The sequence below is a fragment of the Alicyclobacillus hesperidum genome, assembly GCF_900107035.1.
GTDB classification, from domain to species: Bacteria; Bacillota; Bacilli; order Alicyclobacillales; family Alicyclobacillaceae; genus Alicyclobacillus; species Alicyclobacillus hesperidum.
Genome location: NZ_FNOJ01000006.1, coordinates 23,996 through 41,077, shown reverse-complemented (window position 1 = coordinate 41,077; position 17,082 = coordinate 23,996). Strand labels below are relative to the sequence as shown.

20 protein-coding genes are annotated in these 17,082 nt (G+C 55.9%); 18 read left to right on the top strand and 2 right to left on the bottom strand.

Going from position 1 to position 17,082, the window contains the following annotated elements; all coding sequences use genetic code 11:
- Nucleotides 1-2 precede the first annotated feature (2 nt).
- The 4 genes from BLU70_RS06160 to BLU70_RS06145 are packed head-to-tail and all read left to right on the top strand — an operon-like array spanning nt 3 to nt 2,999.
- Nucleotides 3-419, top strand: a complete 417-nt coding sequence (locus BLU70_RS06160; protein ID WP_083341174.1) for a Zn-ribbon domain-containing OB-fold protein — start codon at nt 3-5, stop codon at nt 417-419.
- 51 nt (nt 420-470) lie between these two features.
- Nucleotides 471-2,102, top strand: coding sequence for a long-chain fatty acid--CoA ligase (locus BLU70_RS06155; RefSeq protein ID WP_074692690.1), 1,632 nt, complete (start codon nt 471-473; stop codon nt 2,100-2,102).
- A gap of 29 nt (nt 2,103-2,131) precedes the next feature.
- On the top strand, nt 2,132-2,584 hold the full coding sequence (locus tag BLU70_RS06150; RefSeq protein ID WP_040288493.1) for a MaoC family dehydratase N-terminal domain-containing protein: 453 nt from the start codon (nt 2,132-2,134) through the stop codon (nt 2,582-2,584).
- The gene (locus BLU70_RS06145) at nt 2,577-2,999 is read left to right on the top strand and encodes a MaoC/PaaZ C-terminal domain-containing protein (RefSeq protein WP_040288438.1); all 423 of its coding nucleotides are present in this window, start codon (nt 2,577-2,579) and stop codon (nt 2,997-2,999) included. Before BLU70_RS06150 ends, BLU70_RS06145 begins: the two co-directional genes overlap by 8 nt.
- A gap of 129 nt (nt 3,000-3,128) precedes the next feature.
- Here the strand turns inward: BLU70_RS06145 and BLU70_RS06140 are convergent, their stop codons facing one another.
- Nucleotides 3,129-4,202, bottom strand: a complete 1,074-nt coding sequence (locus BLU70_RS06140; protein ID WP_074692689.1) for a phosphotransferase family protein — start codon at nt 4,200-4,202, stop codon at nt 3,129-3,131.
- Nucleotides 4,203-4,388: 186 nt separating this feature from the next.
- On the opposite strand from BLU70_RS06140, the gene BLU70_RS06135 reads away from it, so the two are divergent.
- The gene (locus tag BLU70_RS06135) at nt 4,389-4,871 is read left to right on the top strand and encodes a ribonuclease H-like YkuK family protein (RefSeq protein ID WP_237716369.1); all 483 of its coding nucleotides are present in this window, start codon (nt 4,389-4,391) and stop codon (nt 4,869-4,871) included.
- Here the strand turns inward: BLU70_RS06135 and BLU70_RS06130 are convergent.
- A complete protein-coding gene (locus BLU70_RS06130; protein WP_074692687.1) occupies nt 4,866-5,675 on the bottom strand; it encodes a glycosyltransferase in 810 nt (269 codons plus the stop codon). The genes BLU70_RS06135 and BLU70_RS06130 overlap by 6 nt on opposite strands.
- Nucleotides 5,676-5,750: 75 nt before the next feature.
- On the opposite strand from BLU70_RS06130, the gene yabG reads away from it, so the two are divergent.
- The 13 genes from yabG (at nt 5,751) to BLU70_RS06065 (ending at nt 17,070) form a co-directional block, all read left to right on the top strand.
- Nucleotides 5,751-6,611 carry a sporulation peptidase YabG gene (yabG, locus tag BLU70_RS06125; protein ID WP_040288437.1) on the top strand — a complete coding sequence of 287 codons (861 nt, stop codon included), beginning with the start codon at nt 5,751-5,753 and terminating at the stop codon, nt 6,609-6,611.
- A gap of 123 nt (nt 6,612-6,734) precedes the next feature.
- Nucleotides 6,735-7,010: a biofilm formation stimulator Veg gene (veg, locus tag BLU70_RS06120; RefSeq protein WP_040288486.1), complete on the top strand. Its 276-nt coding sequence runs from the start codon at nt 6,735-6,737 to the stop codon at nt 7,008-7,010.
- 166 nt (nt 7,011-7,176) lie between these two features.
- Entirely contained in the window at nt 7,177-7,362 is a 186-nt protein-coding gene (locus tag BLU70_RS06115; protein WP_040288436.1) for a small, acid-soluble spore protein, alpha/beta type, read from the top strand.
- A 121-nt stretch (nt 7,363-7,483) separates the two neighbouring features.
- A complete protein-coding gene (locus BLU70_RS06110) occupies nt 7,484-8,320 on the top strand; it encodes a cyanophycinase (RefSeq protein WP_040288434.1) in 837 nt (278 codons plus the stop codon).
- A complete protein-coding gene (cphA, locus tag BLU70_RS06105; RefSeq protein ID WP_074692685.1) occupies nt 8,317-10,962 on the top strand; it encodes a cyanophycin synthetase in 2,646 nt (881 codons plus the stop codon). The genes BLU70_RS06110 and cphA overlap by 4 nt, the downstream gene beginning before the upstream one ends.
- Nucleotides 10,963-11,023: 61 nt before the next feature.
- Nucleotides 11,024-11,905, top strand: a complete 882-nt coding sequence (ispE, locus tag BLU70_RS06100; RefSeq protein WP_006445668.1) for a 4-(cytidine 5'-diphospho)-2-C-methyl-D-erythritol kinase — start codon at nt 11,024-11,026, stop codon at nt 11,903-11,905.
- A gap of 39 nt (nt 11,906-11,944) precedes the next feature.
- Nucleotides 11,945-12,748, top strand: coding sequence for a pur operon repressor (gene purR, locus BLU70_RS06095; protein WP_006445667.1), 804 nt, complete (start codon nt 11,945-11,947; stop codon nt 12,746-12,748).
- A 33-nt stretch (nt 12,749-12,781) separates the two neighbouring features.
- The gene (locus BLU70_RS06090) at nt 12,782-13,156 is read left to right on the top strand and encodes a RidA family protein (RefSeq protein WP_006445666.1); all 375 of its coding nucleotides are present in this window, start codon (nt 12,782-12,784) and stop codon (nt 13,154-13,156) included.
- 123 nt (nt 13,157-13,279) lie between these two features.
- Entirely contained in the window at nt 13,280-13,591 is a 312-nt protein-coding gene (gene spoVG, locus BLU70_RS06085; RefSeq protein ID WP_040288429.1) for a septation regulator SpoVG, read from the top strand.
- 193 nt (nt 13,592-13,784) lie between these two features.
- Entirely contained in the window at nt 13,785-15,197 is a 1,413-nt protein-coding gene (gene glmU, locus BLU70_RS06080) for a bifunctional UDP-N-acetylglucosamine diphosphorylase/glucosamine-1-phosphate N-acetyltransferase GlmU (RefSeq protein WP_074692682.1), read from the top strand.
- Entirely contained in the window at nt 15,187-16,131 is a 945-nt protein-coding gene (locus tag BLU70_RS06075) for a ribose-phosphate diphosphokinase (protein WP_006445663.1), read from the top strand. The genes glmU and BLU70_RS06075 overlap by 11 nt, the downstream gene beginning before the upstream one ends.
- Nucleotides 16,132-16,160: 29 nt before the next feature.
- The gene (gene pth, locus BLU70_RS06070; RefSeq protein ID WP_074692679.1) at nt 16,161-16,733 is read left to right on the top strand and encodes an aminoacyl-tRNA hydrolase; all 573 of its coding nucleotides are present in this window, start codon (nt 16,161-16,163) and stop codon (nt 16,731-16,733) included.
- 97 nt (nt 16,734-16,830) lie between these two features.
- The gene (locus tag BLU70_RS06065; protein ID WP_040288428.1) at nt 16,831-17,070 is read left to right on the top strand and encodes an anti-sigma-F factor Fin; all 240 of its coding nucleotides are present in this window, start codon (nt 16,831-16,833) and stop codon (nt 17,068-17,070) included.
- Nucleotides 17,071-17,082 lie beyond the last annotated feature (12 nt).

Here is a 17,082-nt window from a genome sequence, read left to right as displayed (position 1 = left end):
AGATGACGATGCAGGCTAAGCCCGTTCCCGTTCTCGACACGGACTCACGCCCGTTTTGGGAAGGGTGTCGCCAAGGTGTCCTGCGCATCCAACGTTGCAAAACTTGCGCACAATATGTATTTTACCCGCGATCCATCTGTCCCCACTGCATGTCGGACGATCTCGCCTTTGTTGAGGCCAAGGGGCTTGGCACCGTTTATACCTACACGGTTGTGCATCGCGGGTTCGGGCCGTTTCAAGACGAAGTGCCGTTCACCATCGCGCTTGTCGATCTCGACGAAGGTGTTCGCATGATGACGCGCATTGTGGACGCGGGTGAGGGCATAGGGATTGGCGACAGGGTCGAAGTGGTGTTCAGCGAACGCGATGACGGCCTGGTACTTCCATATTTCCGACCTATTTTGACAGCTACGCGATAGACGGTGCGATGCATTCATCCTGACATTCTCTTGAAGAGAGGTTGATGGAGCATGATGGACTATCCGCTTTTATTGAAATCTGTACTGTATCGCGCGAATACGGTATTCCCCGAGAAGGAAATCGTTTCTCGAGGTTTGCATGGCATCTTTCGATATACGTACCGTGATATGTACAAACGAGTCTGTCGACTCGCTCATGCCCTTGGGGAAGTACTGGGCGTAAAGCCCGGCGAACACGTGGGATCGTTCGCTTGGAATCACCATCGCCATCTGGAATTGTACTTCGCTGTGCCGTGCTCAGAGCGCGTGCTGCACACCATCAATATTCGTTTATTTCAGGAACAAATTGTATACACCATCAACCACGCAGAAGACAAGGTGCTGTTCATCGACGAAGATTTGGTGCCCCTCATCGAGAGCATTTCGCCGAAACTGAGTACGGTTGAGGCGTACGTGATCATGACCGATGCTACGAGGCTGCCAGAGACCACGCTTGCACCTGTCTATTCGTACGAGGAATTGTTGGCACAAGTGCCGGACGATTATGCATTTCCGACGTTCGATGAAAACACCACGGCCATTATCGGCTATACATCTGCCACAACTGGCAATCCCAAAGGAGTTCTTTACAGCCATCGGGGCCTTTACCTGCATTGTCTGACGTCGCTTATTGGAGAACTTGGCGTCGACGACGCGGACGTTACAATGCCGGTCGTTCCGATGTTCCATGTCAACGCCTGGGGCCGACCGTACTCAGACACTTGGATAGGAGCCAAGCAGGTCTATCCGGGTCCGCGTCCGCAGGCACAAGATCTTTGTGCATTGATTCACAACGAGCGCGTGACGTATAGCGCAGGCGTACCGACCATTTGGATGGCTGTGCTCAACCATGTGCGCGAGCATCTTGGTATGTACGACTTTTCCTCTGTTCGTCTCTTAATGTCCGGCGGGTCTGCGCTATCGCCGACGTTGACCGAGGCATACGAAAAGGAACTAGGCGTCAAGCTCTATCAGGGCTATGGTCAGACGGAGACCAGTCCCATCACGTTTGTCAGCTTTCCCAAGTCGTCACTTAAAGACCTACCGGAGCCGGAGAAGTACCAATTGCGGGCGAAAACCGGGTTGCTTGTGCCAGGGCTCGAAATGCGCATTGTCAATGCCGACGGCAAAGATGTTACACACGACGGCAAAGAGATGGGGGAACTGTGGTTACGCGGACCATGGATTATTGACTCGTATTACAAAGACGCCGAGAAGACGCGCGAAGCCTTTATCGATGGTTGGTTCCGCACAGGCGATATCGCGACAATAGACCAGCACGGCTATTTACAGATTGTCGATCGCGTCAAAGATTTGATCAAGAGTGGCGGCGAATGGATTTCGTCTGTCGACTTGGAGAACGCGCTGATGGGTCACCCGGATGTACTTGAAGCGGCGCTGATTGCCATACCGCATGAAAAGTGGCAGGAACGACCGCTTGCCTGTGTCGTGCTGCGGACTGAGGCCCGCGGCAAGGTCGCAAAGGAGGAGATCCTCGCATATCTGTCTGGTCGCGTGGCCAAGTGGTGGCTCCCCGACGATGTGGTGTTTTTAGAGGAAATCCCAAAGACAAGTGTTGGAAAATTCTCAAAAAAGACGCTTCGTGAATGGTGGGAGCAAGGTCGATTGGCGTCCGCGTATTAAAGAGAAGGGAGCGAGCTGTGGGCGTGGATATGCACGATTTTTTACCGCTGGTTGGCGTCTGGTCAGAGCCAGTGAAAAATGAAGTGGAAAAAGGCGCGATTCGAAAATTTGCGCAGGCCATCGGAGATGACAATCCCCTCTATAGCAACGAGGAGGCTGCGAAGAAAAGCCGTTACGGACGCCTCGTGGCGCCGCCGACGTTTAGCCGTACCTTTGACTACGGCCGCATTCCTAATCTCGTATTACCGACGGCAGGACTCATCCATGGTGAGCAGTCGTATGTGTTCCATCGCCCCATCTTAGCCGGCGACGTGTTATATGCGAGCCAGGCCTTGGTCGATGTCAAGGAGCGATCCGGAAAGCTTGGCCGCATGATTATACTCCTGTTTTCGTACAAGGTGGAGAACGAAGCGGGAGACTTAGTACAAACGGCGACATCGACCATCATTTATCGGCCGGAGGGAGGTAACAGTCATGACTAAAGGCATGCGTTTTGGTGTCGGCGACCGGCTCGCGCCGCTCACCAAGCCGCCAGTGACACGCACGCAGTTGGTGATGTACGCGGGGGCATCCGGCGATTTCAATCCGATACACACAGTCGAGTCGTTTGCACAGGAGGCTGGGCTTGGCGGCGTGATCGCGCATGGCATGTTGACGATGGCATTTGTGGGGCAGATGTTGACCGATTTGTTTGGCGAATCCGGGGAACTGTCGACCTTCGGGATCCGCTTTATCGACATGGTTAGGCCCGACGATATCATCACCTGTGAGGGCGTAGTGACAGAGGTTGAAGAAGCGCCGAATGGGCAGATTGTAACATGTGATGTTTGGGCCACAAAAGCGCCTGGGGACGTCAAGGTTGTTCAAGGTACAGCGCGCTTTCGCATATTTGCATAGGCTGTCCGGGACACGCGGTGCGCGGGTTATATTGTGCCTTTTGCGCACACACGTGCACGCAGTCTACAGCGATCTGGGATTGACGCCGGGCGTCACGCGAGTCATGCGTGGCGCCTGGCTTTTTGGTACCTATACGCCGGCGGTGGAAACCGCGTGTTCGATCAGTGTGCGTACCGCATCCCCGAAGTGAGCAAAGCGCGGATCGGTCGTCTTGCCCATTTTGTAACGAACATAAATCTGTTGCACGATCACGGCCAACTTAAACGTTCCAAGCACATAATAAAAGTTCACATGATCGACAGAGCGGCCGCTTGTGCGAGCGTAGATGTGTACGACTTCGTCGCGTCGCAAAAAGCCTGGCAGGGCAGTGGCGGAGGGCAGCAGGCTGCGCAGCGGCTCCGGATCAGAGGCCTCCACCCAATAGCTGAGCATGACACCGAGATCGAAGAGAGGATCTCCGATAGTTGCCATCTCCCAATCGACAATTCCGACGACTTCCGCAAGCGAGTTTGACTCAAAGAGCAGGTTATTGAGCTTAAAATCGTTGTGGATGACGGTGTGGTTGTGCGTGTCTGGGATGTTGCGTGCAAGCCATGTCATCAAGGCGTCGGCTCCTGGTACGCTTTCACCGGTGCTCGATCTTCGAAAACGCTCCATCCAACCCTCGACCTGCCGTCGTAAAAAGCCATCGGGGTGTCCGAAAGTATGAAGCCCTGTCTCTGCGATGTCCACGTTGTGCAACTCGACGAGCGCGTGCACGGCTTGTTCGCCAACGGCTCTTGCTTTTTCCGGCGTAAATGGCACGTGGGACGGGAACGCCGTGTCGATGCAGATGCCTTTGCGATATTCCATCAGGAAGAAGGGGACTCCCATGATGGTTGTGTCCTCACAGAAAGCGTACGGTTGCGGCGCCTTGGGGAAGTGTGGATGCAATTTAGCCAGAAAAGCGGATTCTCGCTTCATGTCATGGGCCCGCGGAGGCAGTGGTCCGTGTGGGGGGCGACGCAGCACGGCCATCCATGACCCGCATTGAAGCAGGTAGGTCAGATTGGAAGCCCCAGTTGGAAACTGCACCACCTCGAAGTTTGCACTTTGGTCAGATGGTATGAGCTTTTCGCGGACGAGATATGCCCGAACAGCCTCGATATCAAACGCATCTTCCGACCGCACGGCGATGGTACCCGGGATATCGTGTATGTTCATAGCGAGGACCCCTCAGGACATTGTGTGATCTGGGAAATACGGTTTCTATTATGCGAAACGGGAGTTTTGTATGCAAGCGCTTTCTGCGCTGTGTCCGCACTGCCCCACCACGTGGCCTAACGGCTTGAACACGTGACCATCGCCTTTGGGAAGAATATACTAGTGATAGCATAGGGGGCGATGGGCATGATGATGTTCCGAAGTCCGACGCTAGGCACACTGACGTTGGCGCAGGTCGCCGACGATATCATTCGTGAACGGCGATTACATGAAGCCGATAGGTATCGTTTAATCATCGGTACCGATTCACAGCCGCGTGAGCGGCTACACGAAGCAACGTTTGTTACGGCGGTGATCTTGCATCGTGTAGGACACGGCGCCCGATATTATATCCACAAGGAACACCACTCCAACATGCGTGCGCTCAGGCAGCGCATGTTCACCGAAGCATCCCTCTCCATTCAGACAGGCGGCATCCTTAGCGAATATCTTCAACAGGACGCGGACAAGTGGCACATCGAAGTTCATCTCGACATCGGCGAGGCTGGCGAAACCAAGCAGTGGATTCGCGAAATTGTCGCCTGGATCGAGGCCAATGGCTACGAAGCCCACATCAAGCCCGATTCGTTTGGCGCCAGCAAGGTGGCGGATCGCTACACGAAATCATAGCTTTTGTCCTGTGCAGAACGAACTTGCATAATCGATCAGAGCGGACCACTCCCGACCGGGAAGGGTCGACAGAACGGATATACGGTCGCCCTGAAGTCCAAGGTGCGTTGCTGCAATGCGTGCGTCCAGGCGAATCAGTTCGGCAAGTCGGCGATTATGGGATACAGAGCGCGAGCGGTTGCCGACCAGGCCGATATTCCAACCGCGAAATCCTCGCCAAACCCAACCGGCTTGTACCGTCGCGGCAAACCAGGCGCCGGGCGATCCTAGCCAAATAGGCGACACGGATTGGAACACCGTCCGCGGCACGTATTGCGGCAGAAGGCACGGTATAGGCTTGTCACATGTCGAAGCGACGTCTAACACCGGCAGCCAAGCGGAACGAATGGCCTCGGCAAGGGGGCCGTGTTGCAAGCTACCCGCATCAATACCCACAATGGCTTCTGGTACCGCTTGGGCTTCGTCGATAAATGCCTGCAACATCGGTCCAAATGAACCGCCCCAGTCTCCGTCAATGAATAAAAGCGCAGCCAGATCCTGCTTTGACCATGCACGCAAGGCAGCGATGGCGCCGATCGCGCGTGGCACGTCGTGCCCAAGCGCACGGTGGAACTTGATGATGCGCACATCCATGCCATGCAACGCCAAGGCTTTCTCACTGGTCGAGTCCTCGCTTCCGTTGTCGACGATCACGACTTTCTTGACACCTGCGCGCAGCAATTGGCGCAGCACATTGCCAATGGTTTGCGCTTCGTTGCATGCCGCGATGATGGCTGCGGTGGTTTGCCTTCCATCTTTGCTCATGAGCCGCCTCCGCGTCTGTCATATCGAACTGACCTTGCATATCGTATGGCAGAGTCGTTCGTGAGGGGTGGTTGCATGTGGAAAGCGGGCGAAATGGTCACGCGTAAGTCCTACGGCAAAGACGTCTGCTTCGTCGTCGTGGAGGTGGATAACGCCACGGAAACGGCAATCCTGAAGGGGATCGACGTGCGCTTGATGGCAGACGCGCCTTTTGACGATTTGGAGCGCGTGAGCGAAGATGAACTTCGCCAATTTGAGGCGGCCCGGAATCAGGTTGAGGGCGAGTGTTTACGCCTGATTCAGTCAAGGCGCGCACACGAGTATGAAAAGCGAGCTTTGCGGCGTGAGAGCCGCTTCCAAAGCAACCCGGATTTTTTTGAGCGGCCCGGCCGGGTTCTGCACTTGGACGGCGACGGAACGTATTTGCAAAAGTGCATGGCCATGTATCGGGAACTCGGGATCCGGGCGGTTGGCCAACACGTGGCAGAATCGCAGATGCCTGATAAAGTTATCGGCTTGCTGGAACAGTATGAGCCGGATATCTTGATTATTACCGGTCACGACGGGGTCATCAAAAAGGGCAAGGATTGGTCGGATATACGCAATTACCGGAACTCCCAAAACTTTGTCAGGACGGTCGCCAATGCACGGAAACATGTGCGCAATATGGACGATCTCGTCATTATTGCGGGTGCCTGTCAGTCGCACTTCGAGGGAATCCTTGATGCCGGGGCCAACTTTGCCTCATCTCCGCAGCGCATTATGATCCACGCGCTTGATCCAGTGTTCATTGCGGAGAAAATTGCCTTTACACCGATTCATGAAACGGTCAATTTGTACGATGTCGTCAAATCGACATATACGGGAACCGACGGTATCGGAGGGCTGGAATCAAGAGGGAAATACAGGCTGGGGTTGCCTAGATCAGCGTACTGACGGGCCGTCAACGTCGTAAATTACCCATTGACAACGAAAAACATACGCTGATATAATGTTTGAATTTTGTTGACATAGCCTCTTTGCCGTGCTATAATCAAGCGCGGAAAGAGGTGGTGTGTGTTGGCCAAAAATGCGCTCCACGAAATTAAAAAGAGTCTGGATGGACTCATCGGCGAACGCGTACTCCTTCGTGCAAACGGAGGACGTCGTAAGACGGTTGAGCGCTTCGGGGTTTTGGAAGAAACGTATCCGTCTGTCTTTGTGGTGAAGCTTGACCCGCCTGACGGATCGTTTGAGCGCGTTTCGTACAGTTACGCTGACGTGCTGACTGAAACTGTTGAGCTCATGCTGTGCACAGAGGACGGCAACACCGCGAAGTTCGCTGTTGAACAATGAGATATTACGATGTTACATCGTTGTAGGCGAGGCGCGAGCCTCGCTTTTGTTTTGTCGAGAATTGTCGTGCCAAAGGCCTGCTTATATCCATCGCGCATTGGGATAAAGGTGACACAAGTGCGGCATATTAGGAATTGTCGTCCTCTGACTCAGGGAGGGATTTGGCATGGCAAGGCATGGCGGAACGATGTCCGATGCGTTGAAAGTGGAACTTGCGAAGGAACTCGGGTTTTACGACACCGTCCAGAAAGAAGGATGGGGCGGAATTCGAGCGAGAGATGCAGGGAACATGGTCAAACGCGCCATCGAGATCGCAGAGCAAGCTATGGCAGACAAAACCGGGCAGAGGTGACGACGATGGCCGGGCGCGTTCCCGGCCATTTTTGTTGGAATATACTCCAACCTGCGTGGAAAAAGTACTAGCATCGCCTATCCGCAGGCGGCGCTCATAGGTACGCGAGGAGGAGAACCGTTTGGCAAGTCAGTCGGGGCCATTGGTTATTGTCGGCGGCGCCGAAGATAAAACGGGCGAGTGCCGCATTCTTCGAAGGTTCGTCGAACTCGGGGGCGGGAAGCACGCGCGCGTGCTCGTGATTACGGTCGCAACGAAACTTCCAGTGGAAGTCGGGGCGGAGTACATCGACGTGTTTCAGCGCATCGGCGTGGAAGACGTGCGGACGTTTGACGTGTCGCATCGAGATGCCGCTAATGCTGCGAGCGCGATTCAAATGATCGAGCAGGCGACCTGTATTTACTTCACTGGAGGGGATCAGCTCCGGATTACGAAGCTGCTCGGCGGCACGCGCGTGGATGCAGCGCTACACGAGGCGCATCATCGTGGCGTTGTGCTCGGTGGGACCAGCGCTGGTGCCTCGATGATGTCAAGTACGATGATTGTCGATGGCCAGGCGGAAACCAATCCGCGACCCTCGATCGTCGACATGGCACCGGGCATGGAGTTTCTTGACGGCTGCGTGATCGATCAACATTTTGCACAACGAGGTAGGCTTGGTAGATTGTTGTCGGCAGTCGCCCAGTATCCGCATCATCTCGGCCTTGGGATCGACGAAGATACGGCCGTCATTGTGCGCGATCACGTCTTGCAAGTGATTGGCCGGGGGGCCGTTAGCATTGTGGATGCAGGAAAAGTGTCATATTCGAATCTGGATCGCGTGCGGCGGGACGAGTCCTTGGCCTTATGTGGGGTCCAGTTGCACATGTTGCCCGAGGGGTGCGGGTTCTTACTGCGCGATCGAAAACCAATTCCCGATTTTGAACAATGGCTTCACCGCAAGGAGCTTTCCTCATGAACATTCAATCAGTTCGGCATATCGAAGGCCCGAACGTCTATCTGTATAAACCCATCCTTGTTGCGCGCATTCACTTGGGTGAATGGACGGAAAAAGAGAGCGTGGATTACCCTGGCTTCACGGAGCGCCTGCTCGCACTTTTGCCGGGACTTGCCGAGCATCACTGTGCCAAAGGTGCGCCAGGGGGCTTTGTGGGGCGCCTTCAGGGCGGAACATACTTCGGGCACATCTGTGAACATGTCGCCATTGAGCTGGCAAACTTGGCTGGGCTCGGCGTCAACTATGGCAAGACGGTGTATGCCGATGGGCCAGGTATCTATGACATTGTCTTGGAATGTGCATGCTTTGAGACGCAGCGCTGGTTACTCTTGCAAGCAGTAGAACTTGTCCGCGCACTCAGTCGCGACGAACGCGCGCCAGATGTTGCGCAGATTATCACGGAGGCGCGCGACATCCACGCGCAATACCAGCTTGGCCCCAGTACACAGGCCATCGTTGACGCCTGTAAGCGACGAGGCATTCCGGTTCGCCGCCTGCAAGGCAGTTTTTTGGAACTGGGGTACGGCGTTCATCGCAAGCGGGTTGAAGCGACGATCACGCAAAAGACGTCATGCGTCGGTGTTGACATTGCGAGCGACAAGGCGTTTACCAAACGTTTGCTGGAAGACGTCGGGATTCCTGTGCCTTATGGCGGGGTTGCCACATCGCCCGAGGAGGCCATCGATTGGTTGTGCGACGTGGGGGCGCCGGTCGTTGTAAAGCCGCTGGATGGCCGCCAGGGCCAAGGTGTCTCATTGAATTTAACGACAGAAGACGAGGTGCGCAAGGCGTTTGCTGTTGCGTCGGAATTTTCGCGAAGCGCCGTCGTCGAAGAGTACATCCCTGGGTCCAACGTCCGTTTGCTTGTCGTCGCCGGGCGCTGTGTGGCTGCATCGTTGCGCCAACCTGCGATGGTGGAGGGCGACGGTAAGGCGACGATTCGCGAGTTAATTGAGCGGGTGAATCAGGATCCGAGGCGGGGCGTCGGGCACGAAAAGCCGCTCACACGCATCGCGATCGACGCGGTTGTCGAACGGGTTTTAGCAAAGGCTGGCTACACACTTGAAAGCGTCCCGGCACAGGGAGAACGTGTCACGGTGCGCGACAGTGCCAATCTATCAACGGGTGGCGAAGCTTGTGACGTCACGGATGTGATCCACCCGACGTATCGGCGAATTGCGGAACAGAGTGCGATGCACATTGGGCTCGACGTGTGTGGTGTCGATATGGTGATCCGCTCGCTACATGAACCTGCAGCACGTGGCAATTGCGCGGTGATCGAAGTCAACGCGGCGCCAGGCATCCGCATGCACGAACATCCTTCCCAAGGCGAGCCGCGGCGGGTGGCGGAGGCGATTGTGGAGTCGTTGTTCCCAAATGGCCAGAACGGGCGTATTCCCATCATCTCCATCACGGGCACCAACGGCAAGACGACGACCTCGCGCCTAGTTGCGCACGGCTTTGCTACGGCTGGCAAAACGGTGGGTCACACGTCGACAGGCGGCGTCTATATTGGTGGCACGTTGGTACAACCAGGTGATACGACAGGACCGCGCAGTGCTCGCTTGGTGCTCTCTCATCCAGAAGTAGAGGTCGCTGTGCTCGAGACCGCGCGAGGCGGCATCATCCGTGGCGGTCTTGCATACGACTACGCGGATGTCGGAGTCATCACAAACATCTCGCTCGATCACGTCGGTCAAGATTGCCTCGATTCCATCGATGACATCGCGCATGTCAAAGCATTGGTAGGCGAGCGTGTACGCCCGGGTGGAATCGTTGTGCTCAACGCCGACGACGATCGCGTCATGGCGATGCGTTCCCGCTTTCAGGCTGAGGCATTTTTGACCTCTTTGTCGCAGCGGAACGAGCGGATCGCCCGCCATATCGCAGCCGGCGGCACTGCATTTTACGTGGAAGACGGACAGATTGTCGAGGCGAATGGGCGCGTGCGGCGGACGGTTGTTCCCGTTGCCGAGATTCCCATTACGTTAGGCGGCACAGTCGGTTTTCATGTGGAAAATGCCTTGCTTGCGACCGCGGCAATGCGTGCGGCAGGCCTTCCTCGGCGTTTGGTCGCAAAGGCCTTGCGGACGTTTGAACCGGATCGCAATCAAGGGCGTTGTGCGATGTTTCAGTTGCAGAATGGCGCTCATGTCATCCTTGACTATGCTCACAATCCAGCGGGCTTTCAACGCGTCGGCGAGTGGCTGGAGCGGGTGCCGCACAAACGGCTGCTGGGTGTTGTTGGCGTTCCGGGAGACCGGGCCGATCACGTCGTCGAGCAGGCAGCACAAGCGTTGGCGCCATGGTTCGATCAGTTTATCGTCAAGGAGGATCAGGATTTACGGGGACGCAAACCGGGCGAGATCGCCCGCATTTTGCAGACAGCCATTGCGCAGGCGGTGCCTCACAAGCCGGTGAAGGTGGTCTTGTCGGAGGTGCAGGCGATGGAGGCGGCGCTATGCGACATGCAAGCCGGGGATGTGTTGTGCGTCTTCTACGAAAAGTTGGCGCCGCTTGAGCAACGACTGACGCAGTTGGGTGCAGTGCGCGTCCACGGGCTTCCGGTGCAGTCGGATGGTCCTAGTTACGCGATGCTGTAACCGGAGCTTGACTTTGCCGCTCCACCTCGGCATGCTAGTCCTAGTCGAGGTGGGGCATTTGTTGTTTAAGCGGGCGTACGCGAAAATCAACTTGACGTTGGACGTATTGGGTCGCCGCGACGACGGGTACCACGAAGTCGACATGGTCATGCAAAGTATTGACTTATCCGACTTGGTGTGGCTCGATAAGCGCCCGGCGGGAGAGGTGACCATCGAAAGCACATCGGCTGCCATTCCTGTTGATGAGCGCAACCTCGCGGTGCAGGCGGCGCGCTGTTTTTTTGAGCACACGGGCATAGCTGCAGGCGTGCACATCCAGCTTGAGAAGCACATTCCGATTGCGGCCGGCTTGGCAGGCGGATCGAGCGATGCGGCTGCGGTTCTACGCGGGTTGAACGAGTTGTTCGGAACCGGTATGTCGCTCGAGGAACTGTCACAAGTGGGGGCTCGCATTGGTTCGGATGTGCCGTTTTGCATGTATGGCGGTACGGCAATTGCGCGCGGTCGTGGCGAGAAATTGACACGCATTCCTTATGTGCTTCCGATGTTTGCGGTGCTCGTCCATCCACGTCTGTTTGTGTCGACGGCGGAGGTCTATCAGGGGTTACGACCGGATGACTTTACGGACAGCCCGGCAAGTGCAGCGATGGTGAGTTGTCTGGCGGAAGCAAACGGACAGGGGATCGCTCCCTTGGTGCGTAACGCATTGCAGCGCGTCACGTTTGACATGTATCCGGAATTGCGGGCCCTGGCCGAAAAGGTTGAAGCAGTGACGCACCATCCTGTGCACATGTCGGGCAGCGGTCCGACGTTGTTTTGCCTTGCTGTGACGTCGGGACAGGCGCAGCGGATGTACAACGCCTTGCGCGGGATTATGAAAGACGTGTACATATGCCGCTTTGTCGGCGCTGAAGAAGTGGTGGGGCAAACTGCCGCTGAGTAAGAGTAGGAAACGCCCAGTTCGCGGGAAAGGAGCGTCGCCATGCAGCGACAGGAACGACTGATTCGCCTGACCCAGCGACTTGTCGAACAACCTGCGGCGCCGCTTCATGTGACACAGCTCGCAGATCGATGGGGAGTCGCAAAATCGACGCTAAGTGAAGATATTGCGCTCATTCGGGAGACGTTTGCGGGCGCAGGAACGGGGAACGTCGAGACGATGGTAGGCGTCCAGGGCGGCGTGCGCTATCGGCCCGTTGTCGCCCATGACGACAGAGCTGCATTTCTGGGTGAACTTGCGGCGCGACTCTCCGATCCGGACAGGGTGTTAGCGGGGCAGTTTGTCTACCTGTCGGACGTTCTGGGGGATCCGGATGTTCTCGATTTTGTTGGGCGGTTAGTGAGTGCGCATTTTCAACACGCGGGCGTCAACGTCGTCGTGACGGTAGAGACCAAGGGCATTACGCTCGCGGCATCGGTGGCTCGCTACCTCCACGTTCCCATCGCGATTGTACGGCGCGACCAACGCGTTACCGAAGGGGCGTCCGTGACCACGCATTACGTATCTGGATCGGCGAAGCGCATTCAGACGATGTCGCTCAGTAAGAGGCTGGTGCCAAACGACGCGCGGGCCCTTATCGTCGACGACTTCATGCGGGCGGGTGCGACCGCGAGGGCAGTGGCGCAATTGTTGGCCGAGTTCGATGCCGAAGTGGTTGGCACAGCCGTCTTTATGGCGACTGCGATGCCGGTGGCCAAGATGGTCGATTCATACGTGGCTCTGTTACAAGTGAACGAAGTCAGTGAGGCTGGTATTGAAGTTCGCCCGTTTCCCTTAACACAATGATGATGGGCGAGAAACCCTTGAGGAGGATGTAGCATGGATATCATTCAAACGAATGACGCACCGGCCGCGATTGGCCCGTATTCACAGGCAGTCAGTGTTGGTCCGTTTTTGTATACCTCGGGACAAATACCGCTGACGAAGGAAGGCCACATCGTTGAGGGTGGTATCGCCGAGCAGGTCGCGCAGGTGTTTGCGAACTTGGACGCAGTCCTCAAAGCTGCAGGTAGCACGCGCGAGCAAGTCGTCAAGGCGACCATTTTTATGACGGATCTCGCGGAATTTCAGGTCGTCAATGAGGCGTGCGCAAGTTTTTTTGGAGATCATCGACCGGCGCGATCGACGGTACAAGTTGCGGCCCTTCCGCGCGGGGCGCGCGTAGAAATTGAATTCATTGCGTATCGTGGTTGATGTACCGCATGTACGTGAATTTTTGAATAATGTATGACGTTTGATGCAGGAGTTTACCGCCTCGATGTTGAATTGGTGTTTTAGGTAGAACTGACCAATCGCGACATCAGGGTGGTGAAAAGGGTGCAAATCACCGATGTAAGGCTTCGCAAGGTTGCGACAGAAGGCCGTATGAAGGCGATTGCTTCTATTACCATTGATAGCGAATTCGTAGTCCACGATATTCGCATTATTGATGGAAACAATGGGATGTTTGTTGCGATGCCGAGTAAAAAGACCCCAGACGGCGAATTCAGGGACATCGCGCATCCCATTTCTGCATCGACGCGGCAAAAGATTCAAGAGGCAGTCCTCGATGCGTATTTCCGCGATGCTCAACAGCCCGGCGAAACCATCCAGGCGGAAGAGCAAGTGGTCGGTGAGACGACCAGGTAAAGCGTACCCCTGGAAGGGCAACTGACCTTTTTGAACAACTTTTGAATCTTGTTTGAAAAGTCCCTGGCAAATGCCAGGGCTTTTTTGTGGATAAGGGCGTTTGAAATTGAAATCGCAAATGTCCTTCAGGTACACTGGGGGTCGACAACATCAGTCAAGATCCGCAGTGTTACGTTGTGTGGGGGAGATCCGAATGACGAGGAGTGCCATTGTGTTGGCCGCTGGCCATGGCACACGCATGAAATCGCAGACGCATAAGGTGTTGCATCCGGTCTGCGGGAAACCGATGATTCACCATATTCTCGACACACTCGAAGAGGTGGGCGTCGACCAAATTGTCGTTGTCGTCGGCCAGCAGCGGGAACGCGTGGCGGCAGCAGTCGCTGGGCGTGCAGACATCGCAGTTCAAGAAGCTCAGCTTGGTACTGGCGACGCCGTCAAGGCGGCTCTTCCCACATTGCGTTCGGATACAAATACCGTGGTCGTGCTGTACGGCGATGCGCCGCTCATCCGTCCGCAGACGATTGCAAGTATGTTTGAGGCGCGCGAAACGACTGGTGCAGCGGCGGTCGTATTAACGGCCTCTGTTCCAGATCCGACGGGATTAGGGCGTGTCTTTCTGGATGACGAGGGCGGCGTTCTTCGCGTCGTCGAGGAAAAGGACGCGTCTGTTGAAGAGCGCAAGCATCGAATAATCAATACTGGCATTTACGCATATCGGCTGGACGCACTTCAAGCGTCGGTGGGTCGGTTACAAGCAGATAACGCTCAACGTGAATATTATTTGACGGACACGCTCGCCATCCTTCGTACCGACGGCGAACGCGTGATTGCCCGGATGGTCGAGGATCCTTTGGAAATCGCCAGTGTCAATGATCGCGCACAACTGGCGCACGTCGAGCAGATTTGCCGCCACAATATCGCCACGCGATGGATGCGCGAAGGTGTGACCATTGTTGATCCAAGCAATACCTATATCGATGCCGACGTGGTGCTCGCTCCGGATGTTACACTGTTGCCTGGGACGTTGCTCAGCGGTCGCACGGTAGTTTGCGAAGGCGCGGTGATCGGCCCGCATACCAGGCTCGTCGACACGCGGGTTGAAGCGGGTGCCGTCGTGCAGAATGCGGTTGCGGTGGAAAGTGAAATTGGTGAGCAAGCTCAAGTTGGGCCGTTTGCCTACCTGCGGCCGGGTTCGCGCGTTGGTAAGCGCGTCAAGATTGGCGATTTCGTCGAAGTCAAAAATAGCAATATTGGCGACGATACAAAGGTAAGTCACCTCGCGTACGTCGGCGACGCAGACGTGGGTAGCCAAGTGAACGTCGGCTGCGGCGTGATCACGGTCAACTACGACGGCGAGCGCAAACACAGAACGGTGATTGGCGACAACAGTTTCGTCGGATCGAACGTCAATCTTATCGCGCCGCTCGTCATCGGCGAGGGGGCGTACATCACGGCCGGATCGACCGTCACAGACAACGTAGGGGATGACGCGTTTGTCATCTCTCGCGTTCCCCAAACGACGAAGCCGAACTATGTACGAGCGTGGAAAGCGCGCAAGCAGAACCAGAATCTCGTGAAAGGCGGGGACGACAGTGGCCATTGACAGCGATTTGAAGCTTGTCACGGGAAACGCCAATCCAGCCTTGGCGCAGGAAATTGCTGATTATATTGGCGTCTCTTTGGCCGAGTGCAAGGTCAGCCGCTTCAAGGACGGCGAAGTGCAGATCAAGCTGGGCGAGAGCGTTCGCGGTAGCAACGTGTTTATTATTCAACCGACGAGCGCGCCGGTCAATGAGCACCTCATGGAGTTATTGATCTTGATCGACGCTGTCAAGCGAGCGTCGGCGCGCACCATCAACGTTGTCATTCCGTATTATGGATATGCGCGTCAGGACCGCAAGGCGCGCGCTCGCGATCCGATCACGGCAAAATTGGTCGCCAACCTGCTTGAGACAGCAGGGGCTTCCCGCGTGATCTGCATGGACTTGCACGCAGGTCAGATTCAGGGCTTCTTCGACATCCCGCTGGATCATTTGATTGGCATGCCGATTCTGGCTGATTATTTTCTGGACAAGCAAATTGAGAATCCCGTCGTCGTGTCGCCAGACATGGGTGGTGTGACGCGAGCCCGCGCATTCGCCGAGCGGCTGGGGGCGCCTTTGGCCATCATCGATAAGCGACGTCCCGAAGTCAACGAAGCAAAAGTGATGAACATCATCGGCGATATTGAGGGCAAGACGGCTATTCTTATCGACGACATGATCGACACCGCCGGAACCATCTCGGCAGGGGCCAGCGAGTTGTTGGCACGGGGAGCGAAAGGTGTTTACGCGTGTTGCATTCACCCGGTGCTGTCCGGTGCCGGGGTCGAGCGCATCGCGAAATCCGAGATCCAAGAAGTCGTAGTCACCAATACGATTGCCTTGCCGGAACATAAGCGGATCGATAAAATTCGCGTCTTATCCGTAGCCGAACTGATTGCCGAGGCCATCATCCGCGTGCATACACAGCGCTCCATCAGCCAGTTGTTTGACTGAGCGCCATCGCCACAGGAGGATACAGACTTTTGAAAGCAATCATTGGGCTTGGTAACCCAGGCTTCAAATACGAACGAACCCGGCACAACGTCGGCTTTTGGGCGATCGATAACGCCGCTCAAAGGCTCGGCGTCGTTGTCGATCGCGCCAAATTTCAATCGCTCATCGGTGAGGCGCGGATTGCGGGGGAACCAGTTCTGCTCGTGAAACCGCAGACGTATATGAACGTAAGCGGAGTTGCAGCTGCCGAGATCGTCCGCTTTTACAAATTGGATGTCGAGCAAGACATCTTGGTGATATACGACGATATGGATTTTCCACCCGGTCAACTCAAACTGCGTGCGCGCGGTTCGGCGGGCGGGCACAACGGTGTGGTATCGCTGATACAGTCGTTGGGAACGGATACCTTTTGCCGTATTCGCATCGGCATCGGGCGTCCACCGCGTGGATCCGACATCATTCCGTATGTGCTGGGCACCTTCCCTGAAGAGGAGCGCGTGCGGGTGGAAAAGGCAGCCGCGGCCGCCGCGGAGGCGGCAATGCATGCCGTCGAGCACGGTTTTGAACATGCGATGAATCAATATAACCGCGTTTCGTTTTAGTTGGATCGGCTTGTGCGTGCAAATTTGCTGTGTGACGTATGTCCATTTTGTTCTACCCCCATACTAATGGCAGACATCGTTGTCGGGGGTGGCGCAGATGCGCTTTGAATACGTATGCCGGTATTGTAAACAGCCGGTTGGCGTCGTCGATCACGAAGCTTGGTCATACGCCGACGCCGTATCACGGCTTGGGTTGCATCATTTGGACGTTGAACATCAGCGCGACGTGATTCATGCGGGCCCGGACAAGTATGAGATTCAGACGGTTTGCGACGCCTGCGAACAAGCTGTTGCGATGCATCCAGAGCTCTTGATAGAGGGCAACATCATTCAATAGATCCAACTCCGT

Coding starts and splice junctions, on each gene's coding strand:
- BLU70_RS06160 (WP_083341174.1), top strand. CDS start 3: ATGACGATGCAGGCTAAGCCCGTTCCCGTTCTCGACACGGACTCACGC.
- BLU70_RS06155 (WP_074692690.1), top strand. CDS start 471: ATGATGGACTATCCGCTTTTATTGAAATCTGTACTGTATCGCGCGAAT.
- BLU70_RS06150 (WP_040288493.1), top strand. CDS start 2,132: ATGCACGATTTTTTACCGCTGGTTGGCGTCTGGTCAGAGCCAGTGAAA.
- BLU70_RS06145 (WP_040288438.1), top strand. CDS start 2,577: ATGACTAAAGGCATGCGTTTTGGTGTCGGCGACCGGCTCGCGCCGCTC.
- BLU70_RS06140 (WP_074692689.1), bottom strand. CDS start 4,202: ATGAACATACACGATATCCCGGGTACCATCGCCGTGCGGTCGGAAGAT.
- BLU70_RS06135 (WP_237716369.1), top strand. CDS start 4,389: ATGATGATGTTCCGAAGTCCGACGCTAGGCACACTGACGTTGGCGCAG.
- BLU70_RS06130 (WP_074692687.1), bottom strand. CDS start 5,675: ATGAGCAAAGATGGAAGGCAAACCACCGCAGCCATCATCGCGGCATGC.
- yabG (WP_040288437.1), top strand. CDS start 5,751: ATGTGGAAAGCGGGCGAAATGGTCACGCGTAAGTCCTACGGCAAAGAC.
- BLU70_RS06115 (WP_040288436.1), top strand. CDS start 7,177: ATGGCAAGGCATGGCGGAACGATGTCCGATGCGTTGAAAGTGGAACTT.
- cphA (WP_074692685.1), top strand. CDS start 8,317: ATGAACATTCAATCAGTTCGGCATATCGAAGGCCCGAACGTCTATCTG.
- purR (WP_006445667.1), top strand. CDS start 11,945: ATGCAGCGACAGGAACGACTGATTCGCCTGACCCAGCGACTTGTCGAA.
- BLU70_RS06090 (WP_006445666.1), top strand. CDS start 12,782: ATGGATATCATTCAAACGAATGACGCACCGGCCGCGATTGGCCCGTAT.
- glmU (WP_074692682.1), top strand. CDS start 13,785: ATGACGAGGAGTGCCATTGTGTTGGCCGCTGGCCATGGCACACGCATG.
- BLU70_RS06065 (WP_040288428.1), top strand. CDS start 16,831: ATGCGCTTTGAATACGTATGCCGGTATTGTAAACAGCCGGTTGGCGTC.